Source organism: Pedobacter sp. (assembly GCF_031119335.1).
Classification (GTDB): Bacteria; Bacteroidota; Bacteroidia; order Sphingobacteriales; family Sphingobacteriaceae; genus Pedobacter.
Window position 1 is genome coordinate 54683 of the sequence record NZ_JAVHXT010000016.1, and the last position, 20503, is coordinate 75185.

Consider the following 20503-nt stretch of genomic DNA (forward strand, 5'->3'; position numbering starts at 1 on the left):
ACTGATGAAAATTAAAGACCGATTAGCCTTATATTTTACGTTAGTGAGTACCACGGTACTTTTGGCTGTGCTATTTGCGGTTTATTTCATTTTCGTTAAATTCTTGGAAAGCGATTTCTACGATCGTTTAAATGATAGAGCTTTTATTAACGCTAAACTTTATCTAGAAGCAGATGAGATCTCGGCAGATTCGCTCCGAAGAGTAAAAACAGAATATTTGGAAACTTTAAATGGCGAGGTTGTTCGTATTTACGATGAAAAGAACAAGGCGAGTTTCATTAAGGACAACCAGCAGTTTTGGACCAACGATTTAATTAATCGAGTACGTAAGGCGAAGAAAATACGTATCAAGGAAGGTCTGCGGCAAACCGTTGGTATTTTCTACAAAGATAATCAAGGTGATTTTGTGATCCTCGCCTCTGCCATAGACCAAAGTAGCTATTCTCGTATCGATAAATTGAGAAACAGCATGATTTTGACTTTCATTATCATCACCGCTGGTTTGCTACTTTCTTCGAGATGGATTGCCAAACGTATCTTAAAACCATTAGATGTGTTTATTGGGGAAGTAAAAAAGATTAAATCGAGCAACTTAGATTTTAGAGTTCAAGAAACCAAAAACAAGGACGAGATTAACCTCTTGGCTCAAAACTTTAACCAGTTAATGGACCACTTGGAACAAGCTTTCATTTTACAAAAGACGTTTGTAGCCAATGCTTCTCACGAATTGAGAACACCAATTACCAGTTTACTGATGGAAGCCGAGATTGCGCTCAGCCAGCCAAGAAACGCTGAGGATTACCAAAAAGCACTGCTTTCTGTAATTGAAGATGCAGATAAAATGAACGCAACTATTAACAGCTTAATGAGCTTGGCACAGGCAGATCTGGAATTGGGCAATCTACAAACAGAACGGTTCAGGATAGATGAACTACTTTGGAATATACAAACACATTGGAACAAAAAGAATAATGGTAGAGCGCAACTGAACATAGATTTACAAAACCTCCCTACCGATGGCGAACAATTAACCCTAGTATTCAACAAATCTTTATTAGAAATTGCATTGAACAATATTATCGGCAATGCTTTTAAGTTTTCGAACCAAAAGGATGTTTATTGTGCTTTAAGTACAGATAGCCAGTATGTTGAAATCACCATTCAAGATCAAGGGCCTGGCATTTCAGCAGAAACTGGAAATCGTATTTACGAACCATTCTATAGTGCTGCCAAAGATAATAACCTTAAAGGAAATGGCATGGGCTTGTACATGGCACACAAGATTATCACTTTGGCCAAAGGCGAGTTGAGTTTTACATCTAGAGATCAAGGAACTACCTTTTACGTTAGGTTTTTACATAGCTTTTGAGAAACTTAATACGTTAAACAATGCGTAACTATGGCGTTAAGTTTAGACAATTTGTCATTTAGAGCGCAGCGAAGGATCTATTTAAAATCTTATAAGTAGATGTCTCGAAACTCGACATGACACGCCAACCGAGATGATGGATAACATAATTAACTTAACCATAACGAATTTAAGAAATCCTTCGCTATGTAAAAACAAGGCTATTCATTATTTGTTAATTTAATACACTTAAAATACCTAAATATGAATATTCAATTAAATGCCGATAAGAATTTAACTATTCACCAACCTTACGAAACGCAAATTAAAGCGCAACTAACAAGAGATTTAGACAGATATAGCAGTCATATTTCTCGGATAGACGTACATTTATCTGATGAAAATGGCAGTAAAGACGGTTTAAACGACAAAAGATGTTTAATAGAAGCAAAAATAGAGGGTAAACCTTCAATCGTAGCCAGCGACTTAGGCAACACTTATGATCTTGCTTTAAAAAGTGCCACAGAGAAAATCAAAAATGCATTGAATACTACTGTTAGTAAAATGCAGGCTAAATAAGCATATCTTAAATATTGAAAAAGAAATCCGATTGTAAATCAACAGTCGGATTTTTTGTTTAGCACTAAACATTTCAAAAATACTAATCTCTCCCTTGGGGAGAGATGCCGAAGACAGAGAGGGGCAACAAACCTCACCCTAACCCTCTTCTTGAAAATGAGAGGGAATTTTACACTGCTAAACCATTTTAATCGCTTTTTAATTTCGATTTAATTTGCGTTTAATTCCGTCAAAATAGCTTTGGCAACAATGAAAATCAAGTTATTATTCATCTGTTGCACTTTTGGGCTTGCACAAGCCTCTATAGCTCAAGACACCCTAAAATTAAGTATAACGGAAGCCGAAAAGCTTTTTGTAATCAACAATTATCAACTTTTGTTAGCAAAATATGAAATTGAACAGGCAAAGGCCGATGTGATTACGGCGAAATTGTTCGACAATCCAGAAATTACTCACGAAAATCTATTGTACAATCATGAAACCAAGCGATTTCTAGAAACTTCTTACGCAACTGGGCAGTTTAATACGCAAGTGTCACAGCTTTTTAAGTTGGCTGGTAAGCGTAACAAAAGCATACAGTTGGCAAATACTGCAGTAAAGCTAGAAGAATTTGAGTATTTCGATTTGATGCGCACACTGCGGTACCAATTACGTAGTACCTTCTTCAAGTTACATACAGCACAGCAATCGGCAAAAATTTACGGCAGTCAGGGTAAAGCTTTAGAACAATTGCTTAAAGCATCTGATAAGCAGTTAAGTTTAGGCAATATCGCCAATAAGGATATCATTCGTATCAAATCGTTGCTATATAGTTTGCAGGCAGAATATCATCAAATCAATACAGAAATAGACGAACTTTCTGCCGAGCTTAAACTACTTACACAAGTAAATTCAAATACGATAATTGAAACTGTAGTTATTGATGAACAACAAGCAAAACCATCACCATTAGCTTATACTTTATTGTTAGATTCTGCAAAAACTAACCGGATAGATTTAAAATCGGCACAAACTGCAATCACCTATGCACAGCAGAACCTTAAATTACAAAAGGCAAACGCCATTCCAGATGTGCAGCTTTCACTGGTTTACGATTTGAAAGGAAGTTATCCAGAAAAATATACAGGAATTGGAATTAGCATTCCTATTCCACTTTTTAACAGAAACCAAGGAGAGATTAAAAAGGCGAAGATAGCGATAGAAGCTCAACAGACTGTTTACAATCAGGTAGAAAATACGCTATCAAACGAAGTTTTTAAAGCTCTTCAAAATATTCAGCGTATCGAAAGCCTATTCGCAGGTAGAGATCAAGAATTTAACCAAGATTATCAGAAACTGATAGACGAAGTGACCAATAACTTTGCTAAACGAAACATTAGTCTGTTAGAGTTCCTTGATTTTTACGAATCGTACAAGGAAAGTGTTCTGCAGTTCAATCAGCTGCAATACGAGCGTATCAACGCTAAAGAAGAAATCAATTTTGTTACCGGAACCAGCATATTCAAATAAAGCATGTCTTATTTTTCATCATTAAAAAATTCAATTTTCACTCTTGTCTTATTGGCTATCATTTCCCAAAGTTGCACAACAACTAACACAACTGTTAAGGATGATAAATTTGAAGTCACAGATTCGCTCATCAGTAATCTATTGATCGATACGGTGCAGTCGCCAAATAACCGCATGGATCTAAATTTTTCGGCAAAGATTACCGCAAATGACGACCTACAAGCTTCCATTTACCCAATGGTAAGTGGTATTGTAGGCGCAGTAAATGTAAAAATTGGCGATAAAGTAAATAAAGGACAATTACTAGCTACTGTAAGCAGTGCCGAAATGGCTGGTTTCGATAAAGAAGTAATTAGCGCCGAAGCAGAGTTGAAAATTGCAGAACGAGCACTGAAACAAACAGAAGAACTATATAATAGCGGATTAAGTTCTGCAAAGGAACTTGAAGAAGTTAGAAACGATTTGGTCATTAAAAAGGCTGAACTACAACGTGCAAAAACTACTTTGAGGCTGAATGGCGGCAACGCCAAAGGGAATTACAACCTCATTTCACCCATTGCTGGCTTTATTATTGAAAAGAATGTAAATAGCTATATGCAATTACGTCCCGACAACGAAGATGCCTTATTTAAAGTGGCAGATTTATCAAATGTTTGGGCAGTCATCAACATTTACGAATCGGAGTTTGCAATGCTGAAAGAAGGCGATGAAGTAGAAGTATCTGTATTGTCTTATCCTGAAAAACCATACAAAGGCAAAATTGAACGCATTTACAATACAATTGATAATGAAAGTAGGGTAATTAATGCAAGGGTAAGCATTTCCAACAAAGATTTAAGCTTAAAACCAGGCATGATGGCGACCGTGAAAGTAGCTGCAAAATCAGATATCAATTTACCTTCAATCAATCCTAAAGCGGTGATATTCGATGAGAATAAGAACTATGTGCTGGTGTTAGATCCAAAGGAAAAAATACGAGTACAAGAGATAGAGATTGGTCGTAAAACCAGCAATCGCACGTATGTGAGTAAAGGTTTAAACGCTGGAGATAAGGTCGTGGCATCTAAACAGGTGTTTCTTTTCGAGAGTTTGAAGTAATTTCCATATGCCGTCATTTCGACGAAGTATGAGGAGAACTGAAAGAAAGCAACGCTAAATCTGTTAGTTAGTAGTCCTTAGCTTAGAGATCTCTCACCTGCGTTCGAGATGACGAACAAGTAAAAAACAACATGAATAAATTCATCAAAACCATTATCGGGTTTTCTTTAAAGAATAAATATTTCATCTTTTTTACCACCTTTCTATTGGTATTGGCGGGCTACTTGAGTTTTAAGAAAACTACTATAGAAGCCTTCCCAGATGTAACCAATACCAACGTTACCATCATTACGCAATGGCCAGGCAGAAGTGCCGAAGAGGTAGAAAAGTTTGTAACCCGTCCGCTAGAAATAGCAATGAACCCTACAGAAAAAAGAACGAGTATCCGTTCTTCTTCCCTATTCGGGTTGTCTATTGTAAAAATAACTTTTGATGACGAGGTAGACTACGCTTTTGCCCGAGTGCAAGTGAACAATCACATCGAAGAAGCAGATTTGCCAGAAGGCATTCAGCCCGAAGTACAGCCACCTTATGGTCCAACTGGCGAGATTTTCCGTTATACATTAAGCAGCGACCAAAAATCAGTTAAAGAACTGAAAACCATTCAAGATTGGACGATCCAAAGGGAACTATTATCAGTTCCTGGCATTGCTGATGTCGTTAGTTTTGGTGGCGAAGTAAAGACTTATCAAATTACGGTTGACCCACAAAAAGCGATACAATACAATGTTACTGCTACCGAACTGTTCGAAGCAGTTTCTAAAAGTAACATTAACGTAGGTGGCGATGTGATTGTGCAAGGCGGACAAGCCTACGTAGTGCGAGGTATCGGTGTACTAAACAACATCGAAGAAATTAACAATGTTGTCGTAGACAATTACAACGGCATCCCCATCTATGTAAAAACCATCGCCGAAGTTACCGAAGCTGCCCTACCACGTTTAGGTCAGGTAGGTAGAGATAACGACCCCGATGTGGTGCAAGGCATTGTTGTGATGCGCAAGGGCGAAAATCCAAGTGAAGTCATCAAAAACTTGAAAATCAAGATTGAAGATATCAACGAAAACATCCTGCCAGACGATGTAAAAATCAAATCGTTTTACGATCGTGAAGATTTGGTAAACTTCGCTACACACACCGTAATGGGCAATATGTTCGAAGGTATCTTGTTCGTAACCGTTATCGTATTCCTTTTCATGGCCGATTGGCGAACTACCCTCATCGTGTCCATCGTTATTCCTTTGGCATTGTTGTTTGCATTCATTTGTTTGAAAATGAAAGGCATGTCGGCCAATTTATTATCTATGGGTGCCATCGATTTTGGGATTATTATAGATGGTGCAGTGGTCATGGTAGAAGGGATTTTCGTTGTGCTCGACCAAAAAGCCCGAAAAGTGGGTATGGAAAAGTTCAACAAAATCAGCAAGTTGGGCTTAATCAAAAAAGCTTGTTTAGAGAATGGTAAAGGAATTTTCTTCGCAAAGCTAATTATCATTACAGGTTTGATGCCTATTTTCACCTTCGAAAAAGTAGAAGGTAAAATGTTTTCGCCATTGGCATGGACACTGAGTTTTGCCTTATTAGGTGCGTTATTGCTCACCTTTACCTTGGTGCCGGCCATGGCTAGTATTTTATTAAAGAAGAATGTGAAAGAAAAGCACAATATCTTTCTAGAATTCATCACCAAATACACTTTAAAAGCTTACGATAAGTGCTTCAAATTCAAAAAGATTGCATTTTACACTTCTATTGTTGTTTTAATTGTCGGAATTTTTAGTTTCAAGTTCTTAGGTAGTGAATTTTTACCGAATCTTGATGAAGGTTCTATCTATGTCCGTGCTACTGGACCACTGAGTATTTCCTTAGATGAAACCAAAAAGCTGTCGAACGAGATGCGTAAAATCTTCCTAAGTTTCGAGGAAGTAAAGCAGGTTTTATCGCAAACAGGTAGACCTAACGATGGAACAGATGCAACTGGTTTTTACAATATGGAGTTCCATGTCGACATCTACCCAAAGAAAGAATGGAAGCGAAAACAGACCAAAGAGCAGCTGATTGAACGCATGCAGGAGAAACTGAAAGGATTTCCAGGCATTAGCTTAAACTTCTCGCAACCTATTTCTGACAATGTAGAGGAAGCCGTTTCTGGCGTGAAAGGTTCTATCGTTGTAAAACTCTTTGGAGATAACTTCGAGTTCATCGAGCAAGAAGAAGAGAAAATCTTCAATATCTTAAAAACAGTAGATGGTATCGAAGACTTAGGAATTTTAAGAAACTTAGGTCAGCCAGAGTTGCAGATAGATTTAAGTCAGCGTAAAATGGGCTTGTACGGCGTAAGCACAGCCGATGCCAACGCTGTAGTAGAAATGGCCATTGGTGGTAAAGCTGCTACGCAAATCTACGAAGGCGAGAAGAAATTCGATCTCATTATCCGTTACCCAGAAGATTTTAGAAATGACGAAACGGCTATTGCTAATTTGCGGGTGCCTACCATTTCGGGTTCAAAAGTGCCATTGGGCGAAATTGCCAGAATTAAGAAAATTACTGGTCCAAGTATGATTTACCGCGACAAACATACCCGTTACGGTGCTATTAAATTCTCTATCCGTGGTCGCGATATGGGAAGTGTAATTGCCGAAGCGCAGCAAAAAGTAAATGCAGAAATTAAGTTACCAAAGCCATACCGTTTAGAATGGGCAGGAGATTTTGAAAATCAGCAGCGAGCGAGCAAGCAGCTTTCTCAAGCAGTTCCTATTAGTTTATTATTGATTTTCTTTATCCTGTTCATTTTATTCGGAAACGTGAAAGATGCTTTGCTAGTGCTCAATAATGTTCCGTTTGCAATGATTGGTGGTATTTTAGCACTGCTCGCTACGGGTATTAACTTCAATATTTCTGCGGGTATTGGTTTCATCGCACTGTTCGGTATTTGCGTGCAGAATGGTGTAATCCTCATCACAAAGTTCAAAAGCAACATTGCAGAGCTAAAGCACCACCCAACTTGGACTTTTGCAGACTCTATTAAAGATGGTATTGCTACCAGAATGCGTCCCGTAATTATGACAGCACTAATGGCAGCTATTGGATTGTTACCAGCAGCATTATCTACAGGAATAGGTTCCGAAGCTTCCAAACCTTTGGCCGTGGTGGTTATTGGTGGTTTAATTACAAACACACTGTTTAATTTGTTTGTGTATCCAATTGTATTCTATTGGAGTTATAAGAAAAAAGTGAAACATTTACAGCAAGTGATTGCGTAGAAAAACTAGACAACTCGGTCGTCATTTCGAACGCACGTGAGAAATCTAAAAATATAATTTTAAAAATTATGACTGAAAAGCAGGGCTATCATTCCATCGCAAATGGTAGCCCTGCTTTCCGCTTCTGCCGATAAAATCGGCATCCGCTACAATCAGGTTTAAAACGCAACGCCTGTACTAAAAACTAACTTTGTCAATCTACTATCCTAAGCCTAAAAGATTAACAAAGTTAACCGCCACATCTTCACGTTCTTTGCGAAACTTCAAAATCCTTTGCGGTTAATTTAATGCAAAGAGAAAAAGGACTTCGCAAAGTGACGCAAAGACTTGATATAAATCATTAAAAGAAAAAGCTTATAATTACCATATTTGTAATACCAAATCAACAATCATGAAAAAATTAAGCATATTCCTATTATTTGCAACATTTGTATTTATAACCAACGCACAAGAAACTCCAACCAAAGCAACTAAAATCGAGAAAAAGCAGGTAGAAATTGCTTGTGGCGAATGTATGTTTAAAATGGATGGTAAAGGCTGCGATTTAGCTGTTAAAATTGACGGAAAGCCTTATTTCGTAGATGGCAGAGGTATCAATGATTTTGGCGATGCCCATGCAGACGATGGTTTTTGCAACGCTATTAGAAAGGCAACCGTAACTGGTGAGATAGTTGAAGGAAGGTTTAAAGCGAAATCAATCCAGCTTGCAGACACCAAGAAAACCAAAAAACCGAAGTCTAAATAATTTAAAGCCACAGATGCACAGATTTATTTAAAATTATATACTCAAAGTCTCTTGTGCATTTATTAGATTTAGCCACAGATACACAAATGAAATACAGATTTAAAACATACAAAAACTGAACTTTTGAACTAAAAACCTTTATTGAGCGACAATATTTTTGCTTCAATTTTATTTTAAAAAAAAATCTGTGCATCTGTGGCTAAATGCACAACAGGTACTCAAAATATAATATAAATCTCAAATCAATTTATTTTTATCTGTGCATCCGTGGCTAAACCCTATCTTTGCCCCATGACAAAGTTATCGGTTAACATCAACAAGATTGCAACCCTACGCAACAGCAGAGGCGGCAATAATCCTGATTTGGTTAAAGTAGCGTTAGATTGCGAGAAATTTGGCGCAGAAGGCATTACGGTGCATCCGCGTCCAGATGAACGCCATATCCGTTACCAAGATACTTTTGATTTAAAAGCTGTAATTGCTACCGAATTTAACATAGAGGGCAATTGCCGTGAACAAAAATTCGTGGATTTAGTATTGGCCAACAAACCTGCTCAAGTTACCTTGGTACCAGATGCCGAAGGTCAGATTACTTCTAACCACGGTTGGGATACCGTTAAACATCAAGATTACTTAAAAGAAATGGTGACTGTTTTCCAAAATGCGGGCATTCGTGTTTCTATTTTCGTTGACCCTGTGGTTGAGATGGTAGAAGCAGCCTTAACAACAGGAACGGACAGAATAGAACTTTATACCGAAGCTTACGCTCAACAATATTACAACAACAGAGAAAAAGCAATTGCGCCTTACTTGGCAGCAGCACATAAAGCAAATGAGCTGGGTATCGGCATCAATGCAGGTCACGATTTAGATTTGCACAACCTCAAATATTTCGCACAAACCATTCCCGGATTATTAGAAGTTTCTATCGGTCATGCCCTAATTAGCGATGCCCTTTATTTGGGCTTAGAGGAAACTATTAAACGTTATTTAGCACAACTCAGTTAACCGATTAACCAAATAAACAGTTAACCACAACTATGCTCAAAGGCATTATTCTCGTTCTATTTGGTGCCTGTAGCTTTGGCATTCTATCTACTTTCGTAAAACTGGCTTATGCCGAAGGATATAGTTTAGGCGATGTTACAGGAACACAGGCTTTATTTGGTGCTATATTATTGTGGAGCGTTTATCTCATTCAGCGCCAAACACAAGCCAAAGATAAACCTAAACCAATCATCAAAACACATTGGGTTAAACTCATTTTGGCAGGTACTTTCACGGGTTTGGTGAGTTTAACCTATTATCAATGCGTAAAGTTAATTCCTGCCTCGGTGGCAATTATTCTTTTAATGCAGTTTGTATGGATCAGTGTACTACTGGAGTTTATTTTTTTCAAGAAAAAACCTAACTCCCTGCAGGTCTTTGCTATTATCATGATATTATTGGGAACCATTGCTGCTAGCGGTTATTTTGAACAATCTGCCGCCAAGCTAAACATCGTTGGCATTGGCTATGGTTTGGTAGCGGCCTTGTGCTACGCTATTTTCCTAATGCTGAACGGCAATTTGGGCAACGAATATCCACCCTTACAAAAAAGCGCCTTAATGATAACCGGAGCTTGTATATTGATTTTTTTGGTACTTCCTCCTACTTTCTTGTTTAATGGAGCCTTAGGTGGTAGCTTGTTAAAATGGGGGTTAATTTTAGCAGTTTTCGGAACGGTAATTCCACCTTTGTGTTTTGCTTCTGGTATTCCTAAAATCGGTTTAACGCTAAGTTCTATTCTAAGTTCTGCAGAACTACCTGTTGCTGTGAGCATGTCGGCATTGGTTTTGCATGAAGAAGTTAGCCTAATTAGATGGATTGGCGTGGTGATTATTTTATCATCAATGATCCTTCCAAATTTGGAAAATTTAAAGAAAGCGAATAGCTTTAGAAAATAAACGGCCTCCCCTAACCCCTCCAAAGGAGAGGAATGAGCATATCGCATAGGCATCAAGTGTCTCCCTTTGGAGGGAGAACCGAAGCTCTACGAAGTAAATTGAAGAGGGAGGAAAATTAAATTGAAATCGACATCATGAAAAAAATAATATTAATCGTCCTAATAACCACTATCCTTTTTGCCTGCAAAAACAACTCCACCATCAATACAGACGAAGCTGGCAAGGTAATTATCACTTACCTAAAAGGAAACCCCGAATACAAAACCACCAGATTTGATTTTGGAGAGCTGAAATTCAATACCGAAAAAGAATATGCAGAGTTGGAAAATTATCGCAAATTGGCTAATGAAGGCTATATAACTTTAACCTTATTGAGTTCAAAAAAGAAATTCCTTTCTAAAGACAGCAGTTACGTTTATAGTGCTAAACTTACCCAGAAAGCCAGCGAATTTGTACTCAAACAAGATGCAGATAAAGCCACAGTAAAAGCTGTCACCTATGAGCTAACTGAGGAAAAACCTGTAGATTTCTCCAAAGTAAATGATGCAACTGCTAAAGTAACGGTATCGCTTAAAAAAGTAAATACTCCTTTTGCTCCTTTTCAAAGCAAACCAGAAGAGAACAGCGAATTCTTAACCAAAACTTATCGCTTAAAATATGATAAGGAAGAAGGTTGGAAAGTGAGGAAATAGATTGAAGACCAAAGACTGAAGATTAAAGGCGAAGGACTAAAGGTTAAAGACTAAAGATTAAGGCTTAAGACTAAATATAAAAGACTAAAAACCAAAAAATTAAAACGTTAGTCGTCATTTCGATTTGAAGCGCAGCGAAATAGAGAAATCTTTCTCATAAATTATTGTTATCTATGAACTTCAATTGATGTGAGCACTAAGAAACTTTATTCAAACCTGTCTGATGGTTTTTGACGTTATCACTAATAAATAAATAAAAAAACAACAACTGATTTGAGCTCTCAACATCTTAGAAATATTAAAATTCTACATACGGCAATATGGATATTTTATAACATCCTAATTGTTTATATATTCTATGCCGTTATTACTAACCATTTAGATTTTTGGTTCTGGGCAGCTTGGGGATTTATCTTATTAGAGGGATTGATTTTAGTAATTTTTAAATGGACCTGCCCATTAACTTTACTTGCTCGTAAATACAGTTCCTCTGAAAAAGACAATTTTGACATCTATTTACCAAATTGGTTAGCTAAACATACAAAAACAATTTATACAGGTTTGTCAATCATTATCTTGGTGATGACCATTTTTCGTTTATTTTAAAAAACGTTAATTCTTAAAACATATATTAAACCCTGCTCTTCAGAGTTTGCAACTTCCAAAGCATATAATAAGTTTTTTATTTCTGAATAAAATGGAATTAAAAATTCCTCAATAAGTAGTTTGATATTATAGATTTCGAACAGCATATTACAACATTAAACCTAAATACTGTAACATTTCAAGCTTGTTTGTATCTCAATTAGACAAACAAACTACATGGATAAATTACTACTATTTGATATTAAATTCTATAAATCAGCATTTAACGATTTCTTTCAATTCCTATTTCATCCATCTTTAAATTTATCAAAAATCGAAAAAAGTGTAACACAGAAAATCCTAATTTCGGTTATACTTTTTATTTTAAAAATAAGCTTTTCCGTTGCCATAGCAAGTATCATTGGTGCTTTTTATGAACCTAAAAATCTTACTGATGCTTCGATGTCGTCTCGTTTTACTCCGTTAATATATCTACTAGTAGGCGGACTACTACTTCCTCTATTTGAAGAAGTGTTATTCAGACTTTCCTTGATATTTAACCCCATATACCTAAGCTTTAGTTCTGCCGCCGCTACTTATTATTTGATTACAAAATTGGTGTTCCATGTTAAACTTAGTGAATATGACGACACATTTTTCGTTAGATTAGGTATTGCATTGTTAATGGGTGGCTTGATATATTTTCTAGTTAGGAAAAACACTATTAAATCATATCTAACCAAGTTTTGGATACGAAATTTTAAGATGATATATTACACTTCATGCGTCTTGTTCGCTTGGTTGCATATATTCAATTTCGAACTTAATTTAACCAATCTGTTACTACTTCCAGTTTTGACCTTGCCTCAGCTGTTTAGTGCAAGTGTGGCTGGTTATACGAGGGTTAGATTTGGATTTCAATATCCTTTACTATTGCATGTGTTTACGAACTCTTCTTTGATAGGTCTAAGCATCCTCGTAGGAGAGTAGCAATTTCTAATTCAAATTGGCGACACAGGAGCTTGATGTGGCTATCTTAACATTTTAGCACAGCATTTTGTAAACTAAACCTGATAGTAACGGATCCCGATTTTAATCTTCTAATGACGTTTGTAATGATATGCTTTCCCTTTGCATAGGTTTCATCGGGAGAAGTGTATAGCAGGGCTATCGGGAGCTATGGAAAACAAAACCTGCTTTTCAAAAAACATTTATTATAATCCAAAGATTTCTCAACTACACTGCGCCCAGTTTAAAATCACCAAAGTTGAAATTCAAACGTTTGATATTAACCACTAACCTACATCCCTCCTTTTACCTACAAAAACCATAGATTTTATCAGCTCTAAAATCACTTTTATTAAGGATTTGTTACGATAATATCTCCTTTAAAATTCTTACCTTTGCGGCATTAAAAATGCTAGCATTCAATGAGCTTAAACATCCATTACCAAGAGAATTTTAAAGACCGCCATATTGCGCCAAACGAGGCCGATACTAAGGCAATGTTAGAAACTGTAGGTGTTAATTCTATCGACGAATTAATTGAACAAACAGTTCCGGCAACTATCAGGTTAAAGCAAGGTTTAAATTTGCCAGAAGCAAAATCTGAGGTTGATTATTTAACAACCTTAAAGCAAACTGCGTCTTTAAATAAGGTTTTCAAATCTTATATCGGACAAGGATATTATGACAACATCACCCCTGGTGTAATTTTACGTAACGTATTCGAAAACCCAGGATGGTACACACAATATACGCCTTACCAAGCAGAAATTGCACAAGGTCGTTTACAGGCTTTGTTAAATTTCCAAACCATGGTTATTGACCTAACGGGAATGGAGATTGCAAACGCTTCTCTATTAGACGAAGGTACGGCTGCTGCCGAGGCGATGTTTATGCAATACAGCTTGCGTAAAAAAGAGCAGGGCAATAAGTACTTCGTTTCTGAAGCTATTTTCGCTCAAACTATCGATATTCTTAAAACAAGAGCCAATCCTTTCGGTATCGAATTGGTAATTGGCAACCACGAAACTTTTGAGCCTACGGCAGAGTTTTTCGGTGCTATTGTACAATATCCGGCAGGTAATGGCGAAGTTTACAACTATAGCAATTTAGCAAACGCTTTACACGCACAAAACGTAAAGTTAACCGTAATTGCAGATTTGTTAAGCTTAACGCTATTAACTCCTCCGGGAGAATGGGGTGCTGATGTAGTAGTTGGTACTACGCAACGTTTCGGTATTCCAATGGGATTTGGTGGTCCACACGCTGCATTTTTTGCTACGAAGGATGAATACAAACGTTCAATTCCAGGTCGTATTATTGGTGTAACTATCGATAGCAACGAAAACTACGCTTTACGTATGGCTTTGCAAACTCGTGAGCAACACATCCGTAGAGATAAAGCGACTTCAAATATTTGTACTGCACAGGCTCTGTTAGCTATTATGGCAGGTTTTTATGCTGCTTACCACGGCCCTAAAGGCTTAAAATTAATTGCTGAGCGTACACACGGTTTAACGGTTTCATTAGCAGAATCGTTAAAAGCGGCAGGTTATAACGTAAGCAACAAAGCTTATTTTGATACTATTGAAGTTGAACTAGGCGATTTAAAAGGTGCCATCCATAAAGATTGTTTAGATAATAACATCAATTTAAACTATCAAGGTACTAAAGCAACCATCTCTTTAGATGAAACTACCAACTTCGAAGACGTAAGTTTATTGGTTCGTATCTTCTCTAAAGTGAAAGCAATTGCTACAGACAGCGTAGTTGTGGTTAACAAAGTAAGCACTACTATTCCAGCTGAATTACAACGTACTTCTGCATATTTAACACACCCAGTATTCAACTCGCACCACTCAGAACATGAGATGTTGCGTTATATCAAATCATTAGAAACTAAAGATTTATCACTTTGTCATTCAATGATTGCTTTAGGTTCATGTACCATGAAGTTAAACGCAACTACAGAAATGATACCAGTAACTTGGCCAGAGTTTAGCAAGATACATCCTTTTGCTCCTGCCGACCAAGTTCTAGGTTACTACACCGTATTTGATGAGTTGGATAAATGGTTAAGCGAAATCACAGGCTTTGCTGCCATGAGTTTCCAACCAAACGCTGGTGCTCAAGGCGAGTATGCAGGTTTAATGGTCATTAGAGCTTACCACCAAGATCGTGGCGACCACCATAGAAATATCGCTTTAATTCCTGCTTCGGCACACGGTACCAACCCTGCTTCTGCAGCAATGGCCGGAATGAAAATCGTTGTAGTTAAATCTACCGAGAAAGGTGAAATTGACGTAGAAGACCTGAAAGCAAAAGCAGCAGAACATGCAGCAAACCTTTCTTGCTTAATGGTAACCTACCCTTCTACCCACGGTGTATTCGAAGAGAGTATCATCGAAATCTGTAAAGTAATCCACGAAAACGGCGGACAGGTTTACATGGATGGTGCCAACATGAACGCACAAGTAGGCTTAACTAGCCCAGCTAATATCGGTGCCGATGTTTGTCACTTAAACTTACACAAAACTTTCTGTATTCCTCATGGTGGCGGTGGTCCTGGTATGGGTCCAATTGGTGTGGCAGCACACTTAGTGCCTTACTTACCTGGTCACGCTGTGGTAGATATCGAAAAAGGAAAATCTATCCCAGCAGTATCTTCTGCACCTTGGGGTTCAGCTAGTATTTTGTTAATTTCTCACGCTTACATCGCTATGATGGGTGCTGAAGGCTTAACTAATGCTACCAAATATGCCATCTTAAACGCCAACTACATGAAAGCTCGTTTAGAACAACATTTCCCTGTATTATATGCAGGTGCGAATGGTCGTTGTGCACACGAGATGATTTTAGATTGTCGTGGTTTCAAAAACTTCGGTATCGAGGTGGTTGATATCGCTAAACGTTTGATGGATTATGGTTTCCACGCTCCTACGGTTTCTTTCCCAGTTGCTGGAACCTTAATGGTTGAGCCAACTGAAAGTGAGCCTAAGCACGAGTTAGATCGTTTCTGCGATGCTTTAATTGCCATCAGAAATGAAATTAGCGAGGTTGAAACTGGTACTTTAGATAAAGTAGATAATCCATTGAAAAATGCGCCACACACTGCTGCTGTAGTAACTGGAAATGAGTGGAACCACGGTTATAGCCGTCAAACTGCTGCTTTCCCATTACCTTATGTAGCTGCTTACAAATTCTGGCCCTCGGTGGGTAGAGTAAACGATAGTCACGGAGACCGCTCTTTGATTTGCGCTTGCCCTCCTTTAGAAAGCTATATGGAAGAAGAAGCAATGGCATAACAATCACGCGTCATTGCGAGGAGGCACGACGTGGCAATCTATTTTGCCAAGCCTCTTACTTACAACACTCAATAGCTCGGACAAGCGTTCGGGCTATTTTTTTAACCTACCTTCCATCCTAAGTGCAGCGAAGGATCTATTATTTATTTGAAAAGCAAAGACACTATTTCATTTTAATGTTCGTCCTGCTGTCCGCTTTACTTCGGGCAAACACACAGGTTTGCCGCTACGTGTTCGCTTCCATCAGGTTTATTTAACTCAAACTTCTGCAAAAAACAAACACCTAACTTGGCGCAAAAAAAAGACTTCCAAAGTTTTCAAACTTCGGAAGTCTTAATTTGCTACGTTTAAAGCAAAGTAATTAATCCAATGTCAAATCTATCTTTTTCAATAAATACCTGTAATGATCTGCAACTTCTCCATTGCTCGTTTGCAGACGTTGCTTAACCAAAGTTCTAACCCTATTCAACTCTGAGATGGCTAAGGTTTCTACCTTAAATTGCTTATCTGTGCCCACTAAATCCATGTATTGGAAATAAAGCTGCTTATCTGCTTCAACATTCTCAAACAACTCAAAACAATTGTTATCGTTATTCGAGGTACCCGCAAAACCTTTAGCATTAGCTGCACTTTTCTTTAACGCAGAAAGGTTAATCAATCTATCTACATAAACTGCTTGTATCAATTGATCGTAGTAATTTAGCGACTTTCTGCTTTCAGCAAAAGCATCATTTCTAATTTGATTTAGCAGATCGGTAGCGCTATAGCCATTAGTGTTATGCAAGCCGTTATTGGTTAAATGCACTAACTTACCTACGTTTAACAACTCTGCTTGGAAACTTTTCTTCACCAAACGCTCTACATAAGTGCTTACCGTAACAATACGTTTTACACTTCCAGCTTTTTCGTAAATAATCATATCCTTTGGCAAAGCGTTTAACCAAACCGGCAGCTGACGGTATTGCTCTAACATAAAAGCAACAGCTTCTTCATTTTGCTTTTTCGAAGTGAAACGATAAGTAGGCTGCGCTTGTCCCTGCACCGGATAATACTGAAAAGTACCGCCAACAACCGCTCCTACATGCCCCAAATATCTATTATACTGATTTAGCACCGCCAAATACATATCTTCCAAATCATCGTATTTCTCACCCGGCTGGTTCATCCAATTACGCATATTACTTAAAATATAGCGGGTATTTTTCACACCATACCTGCTAGCTTTCACCACATCATCACCTAAACTTTCTCTTTGTGAAGATGGGTCACTTGCATTTACATCGCCCTCGGCAAACCTATAATTTGGATCATTGGCATGTTTGGCAATCCAAGCATTTAGCGTTTTTGTTTCTTCGTCTGGTGTATTGGCCTCCACATTTTTATAGCCCCAGCTAATAGCGTACTTATCATAAACACCTAACAACGGCGGCGTTAGCTTCACTCCTTTATCTTCTGGTTGAGCGATGTAATTATTACGGGCATAATCCATAATTGAGGGCGTAGTGCCATACTTTTGCGTGAAAGAAGCAGAACGCAACGAATCTACAGGAAATGCGTAAGATGCACCCATGTTGTGACGTAAACCTAACGAGTGACCAATTTCGTGAGCTGCAACATAACGAATAGCTTCGCCTAAAACTTCGTCAGATAATTTACCTGAACGTACCGAAGGATCATTGGCTGCAGTTTGTGCAAATCGCCACTGCGAAAGAATTTGCAGGATATTGTGGTAAATGATAACATCCGATTCTAAAATCTCTCCAGAACGTGGGTCGATAACCGAAGGACCTTTAGCATTTGGAATAGCCGATGCCGTATATCTAATCACCGAATAACGAATATCTTCTGCATTAAATTTTGGATCATTCAGCGGAACATCCTTAGCCATGATGGCATTTTTAAATCCGGCAGCTTCGAAAGCAGGCTTCCAATCTTCTACCCCTTTTCTAATGTACTCTTTCCATTTTTGTGGTGTAGATGCATCTAAATAAAATACAATAGGCTTTGCTGGCTCAACCAATTCACCTCTTTTCATTTTCTCAACATCTTCGGGTTTTGGTTCTAATTTCCATCTATTGATGTAGGCTTTGCTTCCAGTTGCCTCACTTTCGTTAAACGTGGTGAAAGTTTTGGTGAAATAACCTACCCTATCATCCGCATACCTGCCCATCATTGGTTTTTCTGGCAGCAACACCATAGATCTGTTCACTAAAATCGAGTAAATATCCTCGGCATTGGTGAAGGTAATCAAGCTACGTACTTCGATGTTTTTATCGAAACTTTGCACTCCCTCAATGTAAGAACGGTCTGTTTCTACCTTATATTTTTTATCGGGGATACCCATCGCTTTTTGAATGGGATGTTGTGCAAAAGGACTGATATCCTTTACATCAGCTACAAAAAGCTGTTGAATATCTACGATGGCATTTTTACCATTCTTTCCTTTAGCTTTTATGGGGAAAGACATCAATATAGGATCTAAAGTTTGCAGTTCTAGCGCTTTTCTAAAGCTAGTATCTACACCAGTAAATTTCAAAGCTACCCTAGAAGTTACTTTTCTAAGGTAAATGTATTTACCATCGGGCGATTTATCCCATTGCAGCATTAAACCTGGTTGCGCTCGCTCGCCAGCTACCATTTGTTCAAAATCGCTGCTGCTCATGGCTACACGTGTAGAAACCATCAGCATATCGCGTCTTAACAAGCTATCAGGAATTTCGAAAAAATAACTGTTGTTAGCTTTGTGGCTAATGAACATCCCAGTATCTGAAACTACGCCATCCTTAAAAAAAGCCTGAAAATTTTTGATACCATCTGTAGCTGTTTTACTAACAATTGCGGTATCTGTAGGTTTTTTCACTTGTGCATTTGCTTGCAAGCAAAGAAGAAATGCCGTTCCTAATAATAGGATTTTTATGTTGTTGTACATTGAATTTCTTTTTGTGTGTTGTTATACTTATAAATCCTCCCCCTGCCCCCTCTTGAGGGGGATATACATATTGCCTATGCACCATGTATCTCCCTCTAGAGGGAGAATTAAAGAGGGAGGACTTGGGAAGATTAAATTTACTTTTACTCGTAACCAGGGTTTTGCCTGCCGAATAAATTATTGCCTACCGTTTCCGATTCTGGTATGGGTAAAATGTATTGATTGACATTGGTCACGGTTGGCTTAATTGCAGAAATTTTACCAAAGCGGATATTTGCAAACCAATCGCTACCGTTCTCAAAGCATAATTCTTTGATGTATTCTGCATGAATTTCATCTAACAAAGCAGCCTTGGTTGTCGCTGCCGAAACCCTTGGCGCTCCCCAAGCCCTACTCATAATAGTTTGTAACGGAATTTTAGCATCTGCCAAGGGCGCATCAGAACGTGTTAAACCTTCTGCTTTAATCAAATACATCTCTACCAAACGGATAAAATATGTTGGTGCAAAAGCTGCCGCATTATTCACCTTGATAATATTATTGCTAGTTGCATTAAAAGAAGCAGCCACACGTGGGTCACCAGTCATAAAGGTTTTTAACCAAGGACTAACAATTGTTGCATTATTGGTGTAAGTGAATTTTTTACGATCTGCCACAAAGGTAACTGCATCTGTAGCACGCATAAATATCATTTCTGTAGAAGTAAAGCCGTCAGCAAATACTCTTGCAAAAGTTGGACTTAAAGAGCGTTTGTTCTCCAAAATAACTTCATCGGCTAAGGTCGCCGCACTAGCATACTCACCTCTAAACAATAGCACACGAGCTTTTAAAGCTTTAGCAGCAGTTTTTGAAAATAAAGTTGACTTAGTGAAATCGGGAGCGTTGGTTATGGCGTAATCTAAATCACTTAAGATTTGTGTGTAAGTTTCTGCAACGGTACTACGTTTGGTGTGTCGAGTAGTAAAATCTATTGCATCGGTTCTTACGATTACACCATACGCACTATTCAAATTGTAAAACTGACCAAAGTATCGCAAAGCATCGAAAGTTGCCATTGCTCTTAAAGCTCTTGCTTGTCCCAACATTTGATCTCTTTCCGTAGCAGTAAGTTCGCCTTCTGGCAGTTCTCCAATTAGCTGAACAACCCAATTGGTTTGATTAATCATCTTATAGAAAGCAGTCCAAAAGCTGTTTACGTTTGCAATCTGCGGATTGAGGTTATTGTCTTGGAACTGGATGTCTGGCACAGTGGCTCTACGCATCGTACCTCCTAAAGTAGATGGAATTAGCTCCGTGTGCATATAATAATGTTGGGCGTGCAGTAATGCATAAGCACCATTTAGTAAATTTTTAGCTCCCTCCTTGTTTTTCGCTACGTTATCTGGAGTTAGGTTGTTAGGAGGAGTTACTTCTAAAACTTCCGTCAAGCTACAAGCACTAAATAAAAGTGATAACAGTAGCAATTGATATATTTTTTTCATTGTAATTTGCTATTAGTTGAT

12 protein-coding genes are annotated in these 20503 nt (G+C 38.0%); 10 read left to right on the top strand and 2 right to left on the bottom strand.

All coding sequences use genetic code 11. The features are described 5' to 3' along the window. Positions 1-4 precede the first annotated feature (4 nt). The 10 genes from REI64_RS15470 (at position 5) to gcvP (ending at position 16072) form a co-directional block, all read left to right on the top strand. Complete coding sequence (locus REI64_RS15470) at positions 5-1369, top strand: ATP-binding protein (RefSeq protein WP_308851045.1); 1365 nt, start codon at positions 5-7, stop codon at positions 1367-1369. Positions 1370-1612: 243 nt separating this feature from the next. Next, entirely contained in the window at positions 1613-1927 is a 315-nt protein-coding gene (locus REI64_RS15475) for an HPF/RaiA family ribosome-associated protein (protein WP_308851046.1), read from the top strand. Between the two features lie 249 nt (positions 1928-2176). Continuing rightward, positions 2177-3436, top strand: a complete 1260-nt coding sequence (locus tag REI64_RS15480) for a TolC family protein (protein WP_308851047.1) — start codon at positions 2177-2179, stop codon at positions 3434-3436. Between the two features lie 3 nt (positions 3437-3439). Continuing rightward, positions 3440-4534: an efflux RND transporter periplasmic adaptor subunit gene (locus REI64_RS15485; RefSeq protein WP_308851048.1), complete on the top strand. Its 1095-nt coding sequence runs from the start codon at positions 3440-3442 to the stop codon at positions 4532-4534. Positions 4535-4665: 131 nt separating this feature from the next. Then, positions 4666-7794, top strand: coding sequence for a CusA/CzcA family heavy metal efflux RND transporter (locus REI64_RS15490; RefSeq protein ID WP_308851049.1), 3129 nt, complete (start codon positions 4666-4668; stop codon positions 7792-7794). Positions 7795-8185: 391 nt separating this feature from the next. After that, positions 8186-8539 carry a DUF6370 family protein gene (locus tag REI64_RS15495; protein WP_308851050.1) on the top strand — a complete coding sequence of 118 codons (354 nt, stop codon included), beginning with the start codon at positions 8186-8188 and terminating at the stop codon, positions 8537-8539. A gap of 291 nt (positions 8540-8830) precedes the next feature. Next, positions 8831-9547 (top strand): pyridoxine 5'-phosphate synthase, encoded by a 717-nt coding sequence (locus tag REI64_RS15500; protein WP_308851051.1) that lies wholly within the window; start codon positions 8831-8833, stop codon positions 9545-9547. A gap of 32 nt (positions 9548-9579) precedes the next feature. Further along, positions 9580-10485: a DMT family transporter gene (locus REI64_RS15505; RefSeq protein WP_308851052.1), complete on the top strand. Its 906-nt coding sequence runs from the start codon at positions 9580-9582 to the stop codon at positions 10483-10485. A 134-nt stretch (positions 10486-10619) separates the two neighbouring features. Continuing rightward, a complete protein-coding gene (locus REI64_RS15510) occupies positions 10620-11177 on the top strand; it encodes a hypothetical protein (RefSeq protein WP_308851053.1) in 558 nt (185 codons plus the stop codon). Between the two features lie 2015 nt (positions 11178-13192). After that, entirely contained in the window at positions 13193-16072 is a 2880-nt protein-coding gene (gene gcvP / locus REI64_RS15515) for an aminomethyl-transferring glycine dehydrogenase (protein WP_308851054.1), read from the top strand. Positions 16073-16433: 361 nt separating this feature from the next. Here the strand turns inward: gcvP and REI64_RS15520 are convergent, their stop codons facing one another. Both REI64_RS15520 and REI64_RS15525 read right to left on the bottom strand, forming a co-directional pair. Further along, positions 16434-19001 (bottom strand): zinc-dependent metalloprotease, encoded by a 2568-nt coding sequence (locus REI64_RS15520; RefSeq protein ID WP_308851055.1) that lies wholly within the window; start codon positions 18999-19001, stop codon positions 16434-16436. Between the two features lie 143 nt (positions 19002-19144). Then, complete coding sequence (locus REI64_RS15525) at positions 19145-20482, bottom strand: RagB/SusD family nutrient uptake outer membrane protein (protein ID WP_308851056.1); 1338 nt, start codon at positions 20480-20482, stop codon at positions 19145-19147. Between the last annotated feature and the right edge of the window lie 21 nt (positions 20483-20503).

Bases quoted from the DNA above. Each gene is read 5' to 3' on its own strand.
- REI64_RS15470 (WP_308851045.1), top strand. From the start codon at position 5: ATGAAAATTAAAGACCGATTAGCCTTATATTTTACGTTAGTGAGTACC.
- REI64_RS15475 (WP_308851046.1), top strand. From the start codon at position 1,613: ATGAATATTCAATTAAATGCCGATAAGAATTTAACTATTCACCAACCT.
- REI64_RS15480 (WP_308851047.1), top strand. From the start codon at position 2,177: ATGAAAATCAAGTTATTATTCATCTGTTGCACTTTTGGGCTTGCACAA.
- REI64_RS15485 (WP_308851048.1), top strand. From the start codon at position 3,440: ATGTCTTATTTTTCATCATTAAAAAATTCAATTTTCACTCTTGTCTTA.
- REI64_RS15490 (WP_308851049.1), top strand. From the start codon at position 4,666: ATGAATAAATTCATCAAAACCATTATCGGGTTTTCTTTAAAGAATAAA.
- REI64_RS15495 (WP_308851050.1), top strand. From the start codon at position 8,186: ATGAAAAAATTAAGCATATTCCTATTATTTGCAACATTTGTATTTATA.
- REI64_RS15500 (WP_308851051.1), top strand. From the start codon at position 8,831: ATGACAAAGTTATCGGTTAACATCAACAAGATTGCAACCCTACGCAAC.
- REI64_RS15505 (WP_308851052.1), top strand. From the start codon at position 9,580: ATGCTCAAAGGCATTATTCTCGTTCTATTTGGTGCCTGTAGCTTTGGC.
- REI64_RS15510 (WP_308851053.1), top strand. From the start codon at position 10,620: ATGAAAAAAATAATATTAATCGTCCTAATAACCACTATCCTTTTTGCC.
- gcvP (WP_308851054.1), top strand. From the start codon at position 13,193: ATGAGCTTAAACATCCATTACCAAGAGAATTTTAAAGACCGCCATATT.
- REI64_RS15520 (WP_308851055.1), bottom strand. From the start codon at position 19,001: ATGTACAACAACATAAAAATCCTATTATTAGGAACGGCATTTCTTCTT.
- REI64_RS15525 (WP_308851056.1), bottom strand. From the start codon at position 20,482: ATGAAAAAAATATATCAATTGCTACTGTTATCACTTTTATTTAGTGCT.